Source organism: Acidimicrobiales bacterium, from assembly GCA_034521975.1.
Classification (GTDB): Bacteria; Actinomycetota; Acidimicrobiia; order Acidimicrobiales; family SKKL01; genus SKKL01.
On the sequence record JAXHLR010000002.1, the window covers coordinates 24,861 to 38,384 of the forward strand.

The window sequence follows — 13,524 nt, forward strand, 5'->3', positions numbered from 1 at the left end:
GCGGAGCCCGCCCCACGCACACCGGGGCGATCTGCTGGACTGGTGCGCGGCCATGAACGACTCCCAGCCCCTGCGCCTCAGCATCCTCGCCATCGTCGCCATCGCACTGTTCACCGCCCTGGTCTCCCGGCTGTGGTTCCTGCAGGTGATGGCGGCCCCCGAGTACTCGGCCCAAGCCGAGACGAACCGGACGCGCACCATCGTGGTCGAAGGTCCGCGGGGCCGGATCCTCGATCGTGACGGCAAGGTCCTCGCCGACAACCGCGAGTCGATGGAGGTCGTCGTCGACCTCGAGGCGGTCGCCGCCGCCGAACGCGACGAGCCCGGTCAGCGGGCCGAGACCCTCCAGATGCTCTCGACCGAGCTGTCCCGCAGCGGCACACCGGTCACCGTCGACGAGCTCGAGCAACGGATCGACAGCTGGCAGGGTGAGCCGCACCAGCCGGTGGTCGTGGCCGAGGACGTGGATCCCGACCTGTGGATCACCATCAACGAGCGCACGGCGATGATGCCGGGGGTCGCGGTGCGTCCCTCGTGGCGGCGCGACTACCCCTACGGGACGCTGGCGGCCCACGTGGTGGGGTACGTGGGCGAGATCAACGGCGAGGAGCTCATGCAGGTGCGCGACTCGCCCAAGCCCTATCGGGGTGGCGATTCGATCGGCAAGGCGGGGGTCGAGCAGATCTTCGAGGAGTTCCTCCGGGGCACTCCGGGCCGAATCGTGTTCGAGGTCGACTCGGTGGGGCGAGTCGTCGGGATCCGCGAGCGGGTCGAACCCGAGCCTGGAGCCGACGTGCGACTGGCGCTCGACATCGATCTGCAGGGCGTGGTCGAGCGGTCACTGCACGAGGAGATGGCGCTGGCCCGCACCCGCACCCAGGGCGGACGCGCCGCTCCACCTGCTCCTGCCGGCTCGGCGGTGGTGGTCGATCCCCGCAACGGCGAGCTGCTCGCCATGGCGTCGGCACCCGCGTTCGACCCCAACGAGCTCACCTCAGGTGTGTCGCAGGCCCGCTACGAGGAGTTGAGCAGCCGCGAGCACTACAGCCCGCTCACCAACCGTGCCGTTCGCAACCCCTCCCAGGTCGGTTCGACGTTCAAGCTCTTCACCGGCTACGCGGCGGTCGCCTCGGGCCTGCGCTCGCCGGGGTTCGCCATCGACGACCCCGGTTACTACCGGTTGCAGGACTGCGAAGACCGCTGCACGTTCTACAACGCCGGCCGCCAGCCCCACGGCCGGGTCGATCTGCTCCGGGCGTTCGAGGTCTCCTCCAACGTGTACTTCTACCGCGTGGGCGAGGACTTCTGGAGACAGCGCAACGTCTACGGCGAACGGCCCATCCAGGACTTCGCCGCCGAGCTCGGGCTCGGTCAGCGCACCGGCGTCGCGCTGCCACTCGACCACCCGGGCCTGCTGCCCGATCCCGACCTCAAGGCCAGTCGCCACGAGGAGAACCCCGAGGCCTTCCCCTACGGAACCTGGTTCCCGGGCGACAACGTCAACATGGCGATCGGTCAGGCCGATATCGGTGTGACCCCGCTGCAGCTGGCGAACGCCTACGGCACCTTCGGCAACGGGGGCACGTTGCATCAACCGAACGTGGTGCTCGAGATCATCGACCCGCTCACCGGTGAGGTGCTGAGGTCCAACGCCCCCCGGGTGGCCAACGAGGTCGATCTCGACCCGTCGATCCAGCAGGTCATCACCGATGGGCTGGTCCGGGTCACCCAGGGATCCGAGGGCACTGCGTCGTCGGTCTTCGCCGGGTTCCCCCACAGCGGGTTCCCGGTCGCCGGCAAGACCGGCACCGCCCAGGTGGGAGGCGACCGCCGCGACACGTCGTTGTTCGCAGCCTGGGCCCCCGCCCCTGCTCCGCGCTACGCGGTGGCCGTCGTCGTCGAAGAGGCCGGGTTCGGGTCGAGAGTGGCGGCTCCGGTGGCCCGGCGCATCCTCGAGCCGCTGGCCGAACGCGACCTCCAGGGTGTGGCACTCACCCCCGCTCCCCTCCGGGGCGAGACCGTCGACGACGAGCGGCCCGACATCGACGTGGGCAGCGCGCTCGACTGATGGCCATCACCGCATCGCCCCCAGGTCGGCGGCGCCTCAGCCGGGCATCCACGTCACCGTGGCAGCACATCGACGGTGTGTTCGTCGTGGTGCTGGCCGCGCTGTCGATCCTGAGCGTGGTCACCGTGCTGGCCGCCACCCACGGTCCCCGCACCACCACCGACGACACCTTCTTCATGGTCCGCCAGGGCTTCTACATCGTGGTCGGCTGGGGCGTCCTGGCCGCGGTCGCCTCGATCGACTACCGCAAGATCGGCGAGTGGTGGGGGATCCTCTACGGCGCTGCCGTGGTGTCGCTGATCATGGTGGCGCTCTTCGGGTCCGAAGCGCGCGGCGCCCAGCGGGGGTTCGAGCTCGGTGGGCTGCAGGCGCAGCCGTCGGAGTTCGTCAAGCTGGCGGTCATCGTGGCGCTGGCCGGCTACCTGACCGCCGACGCCGAGGACCGCACCTGGAAGCGCACGCTGTCGGCGCTCGGGCTGGTCGCGGTCCCCGTGCTGTTCATCGTGACCCAACCCGACCTGGGAACGGCCATGGTGTTCGGTGCCATCACCCTGGCGGTGCTGCTGGCGGCCGGGGTGCCGGGCAAGCAGATGCTGGTGCTGCTGGTGCTGGCGGTGGTGGGCGGCACGCTGCTCGTCACCTCGCCGGTGCTCGAGGAGTACCAGCGCGAGCGCCTGATGGTGTTCGTCAACCCCGAGGCATCCGACATCGCCGAGCGGTACAACGTCGAGCAGTCCCAGATCGCCATCGCCAACGGCGGAGTGACCGGCGAGGGTCTGCTGCAGGGTGGCCAGACCGCGAACGGCTACGTGCCGGCCCAGGAGACCGACTTCATCTTCACCGCGGTGGCCGAGGAGCTGGGTTTCCTCGGTGCCTCGACCCTGCTCCTGCTCTACGGGGCGTTGCTGTGGCGGATGCTGCGGGCGGCCCAGCTGTCGCGTGACCTGTACGGCACGCTCGTGTGTGTCGGGGTGTTCGCCGTGGTGCTCTTCCAGATCTTCGAGAACGTGGGCATGACCATGGGGATCATGCCCGTCACCGGCATCGCCCTGCCGTTCATGTCCTATGGCGGATCGTCGATCCTCATGATGTTCGCCATGGCCGGCCTGGTCGTCAACGTCCACATGCGGCGGTTCAGCTGAGCCTGTTCGGACCCGACCAGGTCAGGCGGATGGGTGGACGCCGCCTCGAACGACGGTGCGGGCCAGGATTCCGAGCGTGGCTCTCAGCGCGGCCTCGGAGATGACGGGGAAGATGTCGGCTTCTCGCCACTTCGGGTCGATGTTCGACCAGTCGTAGTACGAGGTGACCAGGGTGCCGCCCTCGATCGGTTCGAGCCGGTAGCCGTAGATGTGGCCGATCTGGGGCTTGATCTGGCCGGTGATCGTCCAGGCGATCTCGTGGTCTTGTTCGAAGGCGGTGATCTCCACGGTCACGTCGTAGCGGCCGAGCGGATAGTCGTTGAGTGCCTCGCGGTCCATGTGCACCACGAAGGTGTCGCCGACCGCGGTGACGGGGTCGCCGGTGGCGTCCATGAGCATCCCCGACGCATCGATGGCCACGTGACCCTGGGGGTCGGCGAGCACGCGGAAGACCTCGGCGGGCGGCGCCGCGATGGTGCGCTGCACCTCGAATCGCTCGGTGTTCGTCATGCCTGCATCCTGCCAGGTGACGGCGCGGTACCAGAAGCGTAAGGTTCATCAGGTAGGATGGCCAGGGATGAGCACCCTGTGGACACAGCTCGAACCGCTGCTATCCAAGGTGCAGAAGCCTGCCCGCTACATCGGTTGCGAGGACGGATCGCTGCATCCGCACCCACGCGCCGGTCAGGTCGGATGGCTGTTCACCTATCCCGACACCTACGAGATCGGCCTGCCCAACCAGGGGCTGCAGATCCTCTACGAGATCGTCAACGAGCGCGACGACGCCTGGGCGGAGCGCTCCTACGCTCCCTGGGTCGACCTCGAGGGCGAGCTTCGTCGCCACGGTCTGCCGCTGTTCTCGGTCGACACCCACCGTCCGGCAGCGGAGTTCGACCTGCTGGCGTTCAACCTCTCCGCCGAGCTCGTCTACACCAACGTCCTCAACTGCATCGACCTCGCCGGCGTGCCGGTGCGCGCCACCGACCGACGTCCCGAGCACCCGCTGGTGGTCCTCGGTGGACACTGCACCTACAACCCCGAACCGCTCGCCGACTTCGTCGACCTGGTGGTCCTCGGCGACGGCGAGGAGGTCGTCAGCGAGATCACCGACATCGTCCGCGAATGGAAGTCGTCGGGCCGAACCGACGGGTCGCGCGAGCATGTCCTGCGGGCGCTGGCCCAGGTTCCCGGCGTCTACGTACCGTCGCTGTACGAGGCCGAGTTCGACGGCGAGCACCTGGTGGGGGTCTTCCCCAAGCACCCCGACGTGCCCGAGGTGGTCGAGAAGCGCACCATCGCCGACTTGGGCGAGTGGCCCTATCCCAAGCACCAGTTGGTGCCGCTCACCGAGGTCGTCCACGACCGGCTCAACGTCGAGGTCTTCCGAGGATGCACCCGCGGCTGTCGCTTCTGCCAGGCGGGCATGATCACCCGTCCGGTGCGCGAGCGTCCCGCCGACCAGGTCCGCGACATGGTCCAGGGCGGACTGCGCCGCACCGGCTACGACGAGGTCGCCCTCACCAGCTTGTCCACCGCCGACTTCAGCGGCATCGACAAGGTGGTCGCCGACACCGTCAACGACCCCTCCAACTGCGGCCAGGTGTCGGTGTCGCTGCCCAGCCTCCGGGTCGACGCCTTCACCGTCGGCATCGCCGCCGAGATCCAGAAGGCTCGTCGCACCGGGCTCACCTTCGCCCCCGAGGCCGGCACCTGGCGCATGCGTCAGGTCATCAACAAGCTCATCCGCAACGACGACCTCTACGGTGCGGTCGACTCCGCCTACTCCCAGGGCTGGCGGCGCATGAAGCTCTACTTCATGACCGGTCTCCCCACCGAGACCGACCCCGACACCCTGGGCATCGCCGAGCTGGCCACCAACTGCGTCGAGCTGGGGCGGGCCCATCACAAGAACCCGTCGGTCACCGTGTCGGTCGGTGGGTTCGTGCCCAAGCCGTTCACCCCGTTCCAGTGGTTCGGGCAGAACACGGTGTCCGAGCTGTACCGCAAGATCGGGCTCCTGCGCGACGCCACCAAGCGCACCCGTGGCGTGCAGCTCAAGTGGCACGACCCCAAGGCCACCCTCATCGAGGGCATCATGAGTCGCGGCGATCGCCGTCTCGGCCCGGTGATCGAGGCGGTGTGGCGCTCCGGCGGCACGTTCCAGGAGTGGTCCGAGTACTTCGACCACACCCTCTGGGTCGAGACCATGGCTGCCCACGGCTTGTCGGTCGACTGGTACGTGCACCGCCACCGCACCGAGGACGAGGTCATGCCCTGGGACCACCTCTCGGCCGGGCTCCACCGCGACTTCCTCTGGCAGGACTGGCGTGACGCGCTCGATGAGGTCGGCCTCGAGGACTGCCGGTGGACCCCCTGCTACGACTGTGGTGCGTGCACCGGATACGGCATCGAGCACATCGTCGCATCGGCCACCCCGCCGGCGGGTGGCAGTCAGGGCACGGGCCAGGACCTCGCCACCGGCGGGATCGTCCCGGTCACCATCGACGGCGTTCGCCGTCCCGCGGGAGTGGGTGCGCCATGAGGTTGCGCATTCGCTTCACCAAGCACGGCAAGGTCCGGTTCCTGGGGCACCGCGACCTGGCCCGCATCTGGGAGCGCACCTTGCGACGCGCCGAGCTCGACGTCGCCTACTCCGAGGGGTTCTCCCCCCGACCCAAGCTCAGCTTCGGGTTGGCGTTGTCCACCGGCTACGAATCCGAGGGTGAGTACCTCGACCTCGACCTGGCCCCGTCGGCACCCCCGCCCCACCTGGCCGCTCTCCCCGGGCGGCTCTCGGCCCTCCTCCCCGAGGGCATCGACACCACCGCGGTCTGTGAGGTGAGCCGGAGCGAGCCCTCGCTCCAGCAGGCCGTCACCAGTTGCTCATGGCTCATCGACGTGGTCGACACCACGGTGGCCGAGGCCACCGACGCGGTCGACCGGGCGCTCGCTGCTCCCCACCTGATGCACACCCGCGAGCGCAAGGGTAAAGAGGTCACCGACGACCTCCGCCCCTACCTGTTGGACCTCACCATCATCGGTCCGACGCCCACCGGTGCCCGGCTCTCTGCCGAGCTGGGCACCCAACCACGTACCTTGCGACCTGCCGAGCTGCTCGCCGCGCTCGACCCTCCGCTCTCCGAGGGCCTGGTCCGCAGAACCCACCAATGGACGACACACGACGGCGCGCGCCGGGAGCTGCTCCCGGTCGACGCGACGTCCGCCCAGCACGACGGCGAGCGTGCGTCATGAGAAGGGACCATCCCGATGTCCGATCCCGCTACGAGCGGCGCACCCGACTCCTCCGGCTCCGGCCGGACCGGAGCTGATCCGTCACCACCTCCCCAGCGAGCCAAGACCGACCCCGATCCCAAGACCAGCCCCGAACCAGAACCGCGAACGAACGATGTCGCCGACGGCCGCGACCGCTCGGCCGATGGCCAAGGCTCCCGCCAGGGATCGGGGAACCGGCGGCGCCGGGGTTCTCGAGGCGGACGGAGCCGCAACCGACCGAACCGAACCCAGGGGGAAGGTTCCGACGACACCGATCGCGGCGGCAACGCCGGCGATGAGGGAGACGCTCGGCGTCTCGCCGGCGAGGACCGATCCGGTGGCGGCGACGAGGCGGACCGAGGGGGGCGCAAGCCCAAGATCGGCGACACCAGGCCGGCGCCGGAAGCGGCCAGCTCGGCGAGATCGAAGGGATCAGGCTCGTCCAAGCAGAACAAGGGCGGCGGCCGATCCGGCGGAGGCGAGTCCTCCAGCTCCGGTTCGGGCTCTGGATCGAGCTCTGGGTCCGGGTCCTCTGGCCGTCGGCGGCGACGCCGTGGCGGCCGCGGCCGTGGCAGCGGGGGCGGACAGGGCAACCAGGGCAGCGGGGGCGGACAGGGCGCCAAACCGTCTCCCGTCGAGGCGGTCCTCGGCGACGAGGACCCCATCGAGCTCGACGCCGCCACCCTGAAGCGGCGGCGGGGACGCGAGCGCAAGGGTCGGCCCGTCGGCCGCTACCTCATGGCGGTGTCCAAGGGGCCCAACGCCACCCAGATCTCGGTGCTCGAGGGCCGCAACCTCATCGAGCACTACGTGTCGCGCCCCTCCGACAACGAGACCCAGATCCACGGCAACGTCTACCTGGGCAAGGTGCAGAACGTGTTGCCGGGCATGGAGGCCGCCTTCATCGACATCGGCACTCCGAAGAACGCCGTGCTCTACCGAGGCGACGTGCAGTACGACCCCGACGACATCGAGACCAAGGGTGACCAGCCCCGCATCGAGCAGATGCTCAAGGCCCGCCAGACCATCATCTGCCAGGTCACCAAGAACCCCATCGCCCACAAGGGCGCCCGCCTCACCCAAGAGGTGTCGCTGCCCGGCCGGTTCGTGGTCCTCATTCCCAACAGCACCACCTACGGCATCTCCAAGCGACTGCCCGACAACGAGCGCAAGCGCCTCCGCTCGATTCTCGACCGGGTCAAGCCGGCGGGGCACGGGATCATCGTGCGCACCGCTGCCGAGAACGTCACCGCCGAGGAGATCGAGCGCGACGTCGGACGCCTGTCCAGCCAGTGGCAGCAGATCGAGAAGCTGGCGTCGTCGTCCAAGGCGCCGGCGCTGCTCTACCGCGAACCCGACATGGCCGTGCGGGTCATCCGCGAGGAGTTCAACAAGGAGTACCGGTCGGTGGTCATCGACGACCGAGAGCTGTTCGAAGAGGTCCGTGACTACGTGGCCGCCATCAGTCCGGCTCTGGCCGACCGGGTCGACTACTACGACCCCGAGGCCGAGAAGCTGCCGCTGTTCGAGAAGCACCACGTCCACGAGCAGATCCACAAGGCGATCGACCGCAAGGTGTGGTTGCCGTCGGGCGGCTCGCTCATCATCGAGCACACCGAGGCGCTCACCGTCATCGACGTGAACACCGGCAAGAACGTCGGCAAGTCGAACCTCGAAGAGACCGTCTACCGCAACAACCTGGAAGCGGCCGAGGAGATCGCCCGCCAGCTCCGGCTGCGCGACATCGGCGGCATCATCGTGATCGACTTCGTCGACATGGAGATCAAGGCCAACCGCGAGGAGGTCACCAGGGTCTTCCGCGACGCGCTGGCCCGCGACAAGACCCGAACCCAGGTGTTCGAGATCTCCGATCTGGGACTGGTCGAGATGACCCGCAAACGCATCGGCGAGGGACTGCTCGAGTCGCTCACCATCCGCTGCCCCGAGTGCGAGGGACGGGCCCTGGTCGTCAACACCGACCTGCTCGAGGAGTGACCCGAATAGCGTGCGGTACCCGCGCCGCGATAGAGTCGCATCCCTATGTATGCAGTCATCAAGACCGGTGGCAAGCAGTACCGGGTCGAACAGGGACAGACGCTCGATATCGAGCGCTTGGGTGCGGGTGAGGGCGACGTATCGCTCGCGCCGGTGCTGCTCGTCGACGGCGACACGGTGCTGTCCACGCCCGATCAACTCTCCAAGGCCAACGTCTCGGCCAAGGTCGTAGGCGACGCCAAGGGCCCCAAGATCACGGGCTTCACCTACAAGAACAAGACCAACAGCAGCCGGCGGTGGGGCCACCGCCAGCAGTACGACACCATCGAGATCACCAAGATCACCAAGGGCTGAGCCATGTCGAAGACCAAGGGTGGCGGTTCCACCAGGAACGGCCGCGATTCAGAGAGCAAGCGCCTCGGCGTCAAGGTGTTCGATGGCGGCGCCGTCAACGCCGGCGCCATCATCGTGCGCCAGCGCGGTACCCGCATCCACCCGGGCGAGAACGTGGGTCGTGGCCACGACGACACCCTGTTCGCCACCGCCCCGGGCAAGGTGAAGTTCGGGTCGCGCAAGGGCCGCAAGCTGGTCGACGTCCTTCCCGGCGACTGACCAGTCGCACCAACCGATCCGTACGAGGCGGCCTGCGGGCCGCCTCGTACGCGTGTCAGGCCAGGGTGGTGATCGCAGCCAGCATGGTGATCAGCGCGGACACCCCGCCGAGGGTGAGGTATGCATTGGTGCGCATAGTGGCGTGAAAGTCGGTGCGCATGTCAGCGAGCTCGACCAGGAGCCGACTCTCCACGCCGTCGATCTTGTGGTCGAGCCGCTCGCCGAATGCGTCGATCTTGTGGTCGAGCGTGCTGGCCTCAGCATCGATCTTGTGGTCGAGGCCGCCGATGCGTGCGCCCAGCCGCAGTTCGATCTCTTCTGTCTGGCGCGCCAGGTCGTCCTTGGTGGCCAGATCGGACCAGGTGAAGGGTGGGAGATGCGACATGAGCGTGTTCGCCTCGTCGGGGCCGAGGATCTCCTCGAGCCGCTGATGCAGTTGGTGTCGAGCGGGTTCTGCAATGGACATGGTACGAGACTCCGGTCAGATGCGGAAGGCGACGGGAGCGGTGACTCCGATCTGGGGAGTGGCTCAAGCGTGTGTGACGGGCGATCAGATGAGCTCGCGCAGGTCGATTCCCATGGGGAGCCGGGTGCGCTCCCAGCCGAGCAGGGTGACCGCCTGGGTGAAGGCGTAGCGGTCGGTCATGCCGCCGACGTAGGTGACGGCTTGGTGCAGGGCGTCGGGGCTGCCGGGCGGCCGATCGATCGGGGTGCTGGCGCCGATCCCGTCGAGGGGGAGCGGCTCGGGGAGGTCGGCGTAGTGCTCGACGAGGTTGCGCAGCACGTCGATGACGAGCTTGGCCTGGGCCACCGACTCGGGGCGCATGTAGATGTGGTCGTAGTTGAAGCGACGGAAGACGGCGAGGGTCTCGGCCATGGGCTCGGCCATGCCGATCGTGCCGGTGGAGGTGGCAGCGTCGACCACGGCACCGATGAACGAGTCGAGCTGGGCGCGGCGGGTCGCTCCGGCGCGCTCGCGCACCAGTTCGGGCAGGTCGTCGAAGGAGACGATCCCGACGTGGGCGGCGTCCTCGAAGTCGTGGCACACGTAGGCGATCCGGTCGGCCCAGGACACGGCCTCGCCTTCGGGAGTGGCCGGTGCCGGTCGTGACCACGAGTGGTTGCGGACGCCGTCGAGGGTCTCGGCACACAGGTTGAGCGGGGCGAGGACCACGTCGGCGCCCCACACGGCGTGGTCGTAGCCGCCGTCGACGTAGGGGCTGAAGGCGTCTTCGCTGGCGTGGCCACCGGGCCCGTGGCCACAGTCGTGGCCGAGGGCGATGGCTTCGGTGAGGGCGACGTTGAGCCGGCATGCCCGGGCGATGGCGGTGGCGACCTGGGCGACCTCGAGCGCGTGGGTGAGTCGGGTGCGCTGGTGGTCCTCGGGGAAGATGAACACCTGGGTCTTGCCTGCCAGCCGGCGGAAGGCGGTGGTGCCGTGCAGGATGCGGTCGCGGTCGCGCTCGAAGCAGGTGCGGGCGGGATCGGGCGCTTCCGGGAGGGCCCGGTTGCCGGCATCGACCGCCCGTGTGGCTCCGACGGCGAGGTGCAGGTCCTCGAGGGCCTCGCGTTCGGTCCGCTCGAGTGGGGGAGTGGCCTCGATGTCGGCCGCGCTGTCGCCGTGGGCACGGTGAACGGTGCCGCTGCGATGGCTGTGCATGGTGGCTGCCCACCGCCGGGCGCGCTCGGTGGGTGGGCCGGCGGCAGCGACCGACTCGGGTCGTGCCGGCGGGGGTCGGTGTTGGCTCACGGTGCCAGCGTAGGACACGCCTGTGACATTCTCCGCGGCGAGAAAAACCGGGGCGCGTGCGCGCAGCGGCCACCGATAGTGGTAGAACGTGGGTCCTGGGACCCACCCTGAGTGGGCCCAATACCTCAATTCAGCAATCGCTGGTGCCGATGAAAAGGATACGGGCCCACCAGGTGCCCCAGAGCCGACCCTCGGGCGGAGTGCCATCATGACGAATCGAGCATTCAGAGTCGCCACGACCAATAGGTCCACGGCGCGGCGCACGCCCAGGTGGCGACGTTCGCTCTCGCGGGACGACGACGGTGCTGTGCTGGTCGAGGCAGCCATCGTCATGCCCCTGCTCCTGCTCATCGTCTTCGGGATCCTCGAGTATGGCCTGGTCTTTCGGACCACGCTCTCGATCAGCGAGTCGACGCGAGCCGGGGCGCGCGTCGCCGTGGCCCAACCGAGGGTCGAAGGTTACGAGGACTCGGCAGCGGCAGCGGTCTCCGGTGCCCTCGCATCCGCAGGGATCCCGGCAGATGACATCGAGGAGCTGGTCATCTACAAGGCCAATCCCACCACCGGTCAGACCGTCGCGGGAGGCGCGCCCCAGGACTGCACCGCCGACTGCTGGAAGTTCGTGTGGAACGCGGGCGACCAGCGCTTCGACCTGGCTCCGAGCAGTCCCACCTGGGAGGCAAGCTCACAGTTCGCGTGTGGATCCCAGGATCAGACCGACTTTCTCGGGGTCTACGTCCGGGCGAACTACACGTTCATCACCGGGTTCTTCGGCGAGAGCATGACCATGCAGGAGCGTTCGGTCATGCGACTGGAACCCTTGCCCTTGGCCGATACCTGTGCGCCGGCCTAGCGGGGAGCGGAACGATGTCGCCTGAACCAAGAGTGCCGGACAAAGAATCAGCGCCAGAGGACGCCGACGAGCGTCCCGACGAACGACGCCTGCGCGACCAAGGATTCGTTCTGGCATGGCTCGCGCTCATGCTCGTCGTGCTGGTCGGCTTCGCTGGGTTCGCGGTCGATATCGGGCACTGGTATCTGACGGCGTCGCGAGTCCAGAACGCAGCGGACGCGTCGGCGCTCGGAGGGGTGGTCTTCCTGCCGGATCAGATGTCCGAGGCCGAGCAGGTCGCCTGGGATCTGGCCGAGGGGCACGGATATCCCTCCGGCGACGTGAATGTGGCACCCGGCGAGCGGCCCAATCAGCTCGAGGTCAGCGTGACGAAGGAGGTCGACAACTTCTTCGTCGGGATCTTCGGGATCGACACGACGAGCATCACTCGGAGCGCGATGGCCGAGTTCGAAGGTCCGGTCCCCATGGGCAGCCCCGAGAACTTCTTGGGGAACGACCCCGAGCTCGGAGAGAGCCCGGACCATTGGATGAACCTGGCTTCGGTCCGCAACAACGCGGTGAACGGTGATCGGTTCGCCGCCGGGTTGTGTCCATCCGGAGGCGCCCTCGGCCCCTGCGGAAACCCCAATCCAAGCATCAACAACCCCAGCTACGATCCGAACGGTCACATCTTCGCCATCGAGGTGGCGCCAGGGACGGCAGGGCCTCTCCGGGTCGACGTGTTCGATCCCGGGTTCTACGAGGTGGGCGACACCTGCACCACCAACCAGAGCGATGTCTTCAACACCGGCACCGGGGATCTTCAGGCCCACGCGGCAGGCGACCCTGACGTTCCCGACGACTGGTACGACGACGCCGACAGTCGCTTTGTCGGAGGCGCCAGCCCGACATGGTGTCCAGGAGACCACCGCGCCGGCGCATCGGGTGGTTCCGCCCCGCTCGTGTCGACCTTCATCGTCCGCTCACCCGACAACTCGCCCTGGATCGATACCGACAACCCCGTCGTGAACACCGCCACCTGCCAACCTCGCCAGTTCGAGGGACGGGACAACGGGTGGCTGCGTGGTTCGGGAGGCCTGCAGGGGAAGCTGACCGACCCGGACGAGGGACGGGTCACCTTCCCTCCCGGAGCTTGGGAGCAGACCGTTGCCAACTCGTTCCGTCGGTGGGTCACCGTGTGTGAGATCGCCAACCCGCAGCCGGGTCGCTATCTACTCCAGATCAAGAGCAACGCTCCGCTCGGGAACCCGCTCGCGACCAACACCGCCATCGACACCTGGGGTCACAACCGCTTCTCGCTACGTGTCGGCAACGGTGCGCCGTCGGACCCGGGTTGGGACAGCGGTGTCCGGTTGTTCGGGAACGGACGGCTACCCATCTATGTCAACGCATCGGGTGCCGACACCGAGTTCTTCCTCGCTCGCGTGACGCCGAGTACCACGCAACGGCTGCTCAACATCTCGTTGTGGGACATCTCCGATGGAGGCAGCTCGGGTTCCATGCGGGTGGTTCCGCCGCCCGACTCCGGCCTGTCGAACTTCTCGGGTTGCGCCTTCGGCAGCAGTGGGGGCAGCTATGCACCGAGTCCTGGTGACTGCTCGTTCACCTTCGGCGCGGGGGCCCTGAACGGTGAGCTGATGCAGGTGGAGATCCCCCTTCCCGACGGCTATAGCTGTGCCGAGAGCAACCCGTTCGGTTGCTGGATCAAGGTCGAGGCGCCGTTCGGGGGCTCGGTGAACGACACGACGACCTGGTCCGCCGACATCGTCGGTGATCCGGTACGCCTCGTCGAGTAACGGGTCGGACCCGCACCAAGCCTGCCGTAGCATGA

At 68.1% G+C, this 13,524-nt stretch carries 12 protein-coding genes; 9 read left to right on the forward strand and 3 right to left on the reverse strand.

Going from position 1 to position 13,524, the window contains the following annotated elements; genetic code table 11:
• Positions 1-52 precede the first annotated feature (52 nt).
• The gene (mrdA, locus tag U5K29_00155) at positions 53-2,068 is read left to right on the forward strand and encodes a penicillin-binding protein 2 (GenBank protein MDZ7676948.1); all 2,016 of its coding nucleotides are present in this window, start codon (positions 53-55) and stop codon (positions 2,066-2,068) included.
• Positions 2,068-3,210 (forward strand): rod shape-determining protein RodA, encoded by a 1,143-nt coding sequence (gene rodA / locus U5K29_00160; protein ID MDZ7676949.1) that lies wholly within the window; start codon positions 2,068-2,070, stop codon positions 3,208-3,210. Before mrdA ends, rodA begins: the two co-directional genes overlap by 1 nt.
• Before the next feature lie 21 nt (positions 3,211-3,231).
• Here the strand turns inward: rodA and U5K29_00165 are convergent, their stop codons facing one another.
• Positions 3,232-3,720: an SRPBCC family protein gene (locus U5K29_00165; protein ID MDZ7676950.1), complete on the reverse strand. Its 489-nt coding sequence runs from the start codon at positions 3,718-3,720 to the stop codon at positions 3,232-3,234.
• A gap of 67 nt (positions 3,721-3,787) precedes the next feature.
• Between U5K29_00165 and U5K29_00170 the strand changes: the two genes are divergently transcribed.
• The 5 genes from U5K29_00170 to rpmA are packed head-to-tail and all read left to right on the forward strand — an operon-like array spanning position 3,788 to position 9,090.
• The gene (locus tag U5K29_00170; protein ID MDZ7676951.1) at positions 3,788-5,752 is read left to right on the forward strand and encodes a TIGR03960 family B12-binding radical SAM protein; all 1,965 of its coding nucleotides are present in this window, start codon (positions 3,788-3,790) and stop codon (positions 5,750-5,752) included.
• Positions 5,749-6,462: a TIGR03936 family radical SAM-associated protein gene (locus U5K29_00175; protein MDZ7676952.1), complete on the forward strand. Its 714-nt coding sequence runs from the start codon at positions 5,749-5,751 to the stop codon at positions 6,460-6,462. The genes U5K29_00170 and U5K29_00175 overlap by 4 nt, the downstream gene beginning before the upstream one ends.
• A gap of 15 nt (positions 6,463-6,477) precedes the next feature.
• Positions 6,478-8,478, forward strand: a complete 2,001-nt coding sequence (locus U5K29_00180; GenBank protein ID MDZ7676953.1) for an Rne/Rng family ribonuclease — start codon at positions 6,478-6,480, stop codon at positions 8,476-8,478.
• Positions 8,479-8,523: 45 nt separating this feature from the next.
• The gene (rplU, locus tag U5K29_00185) at positions 8,524-8,832 is read left to right on the forward strand and encodes a 50S ribosomal protein L21 (GenBank protein ID MDZ7676954.1); all 309 of its coding nucleotides are present in this window, start codon (positions 8,524-8,526) and stop codon (positions 8,830-8,832) included.
• 3 nt (positions 8,833-8,835) lie between these two features.
• On the forward strand, positions 8,836-9,090 hold the full coding sequence (gene rpmA / locus U5K29_00190) for a 50S ribosomal protein L27 (protein MDZ7676955.1): 255 nt from the start codon (positions 8,836-8,838) through the stop codon (positions 9,088-9,090).
• A gap of 55 nt (positions 9,091-9,145) precedes the next feature.
• On the opposite strand, the gene U5K29_00195 is transcribed toward rpmA, so the two are convergent.
• Positions 9,146-9,556: a hypothetical protein gene (locus tag U5K29_00195; protein ID MDZ7676956.1), complete on the reverse strand. Its 411-nt coding sequence runs from the start codon at positions 9,554-9,556 to the stop codon at positions 9,146-9,148.
• A gap of 84 nt (positions 9,557-9,640) precedes the next feature.
• On the reverse strand, positions 9,641-10,840 hold the full coding sequence (locus tag U5K29_00200) for an HD domain-containing protein (GenBank protein MDZ7676957.1): 1,200 nt from the start codon (positions 10,838-10,840) through the stop codon (positions 9,641-9,643).
• Between the two features lie 307 nt (positions 10,841-11,147).
• On the opposite strand from U5K29_00200, the gene U5K29_00205 reads away from it, so the two are divergent.
• The gene (locus tag U5K29_00205) at positions 11,148-11,693 is read left to right on the forward strand and encodes a TadE family protein (GenBank protein ID MDZ7676958.1); all 546 of its coding nucleotides are present in this window, start codon (positions 11,148-11,150) and stop codon (positions 11,691-11,693) included.
• Positions 11,694-11,707: 14 nt separating this feature from the next.
• The gene (locus U5K29_00210) at positions 11,708-13,489 is read left to right on the forward strand and encodes a Tad domain-containing protein (GenBank protein MDZ7676959.1); all 1,782 of its coding nucleotides are present in this window, start codon (positions 11,708-11,710) and stop codon (positions 13,487-13,489) included.
• The last annotated feature ends 35 nt before the right edge of the window (positions 13,490-13,524 follow it).